The sequence below is a fragment of the Leucobacter sp. M11 genome (assembly GCF_035726885.1).
Taxonomy (GTDB): domain Bacteria; phylum Actinomycetota; class Actinomycetes; order Actinomycetales; family Microbacteriaceae; genus JAPFRB01.
In genome coordinates this window covers 371824-372300 of the sequence record NZ_JAPFRB010000002.1, presented here as the reverse complement: position 1 = coordinate 372300, position 477 = coordinate 371824, and the positions used below count along the sequence as shown (strand labels likewise).

Sequence of the window (477 nt, the reverse complement as noted above, 5' to 3'; positions counted from 1 at the left end):
CCGTTCCCGTTTCCTCCGGTTGGTACTGTTCCAACACGGGCCACCAGGACTCATCCACCGATTTCGGGTCCTCGCGGTACTGCTTATACAGCTCGTCGACTAACCAGGCGTTTGCGCCAAAATCCTCTGCAGTGTTTCCGTGGCTGGGTTCTGTCTTTTGGCCAGTCAAGCCGATCGCCTTCTCTCTCCGAACGAACACGCGCAGTATGCAAGCATGGGGGTCAAGCAGCAATGCCTACCCCAGCTTCAAGCCTACGACAAAAAACCGTGCTGTGCGTGTGAGTCCCTCGGGGGTAGCGTAAGCACCATGAGATATCTGCACGACGAAGACCAGCGCGGCGATCTTCCCCGCGATCTCACCTACGCGGACGTTTTTCTGGTCCCGCAGCGCACCGATGTGCGCAGCCGCTTCGACGTCTCCCTCACCCCCAACGAGCCGACCCGGGCAACGCTCCCGATCGTCTCCGCCAACATGAA

Annotated in this window: 1 protein-coding gene and 1 pseudogene; one reads left to right on the top strand and one right to left on the bottom strand. The window is 59.5% G+C overall.

Annotated elements, in window-relative coordinates:
• Positions 1-169 (bottom strand): 2-oxoglutarate dehydrogenase E1 subunit family protein (locus tag OOT08_RS06040; protein ID WP_442916202.1); only part of this gene is annotated, 169 nt, incomplete at its 3' end.
• Between the two features lie 138 nt (positions 170-307).
• Here OOT08_RS06040 and OOT08_RS06035 point away from each other — a divergent pair.
• Positions 308-477 (top strand): annotated as a pseudogene (locus tag OOT08_RS06035) (GuaB1 family IMP dehydrogenase-related protein); the annotation flags it as partial.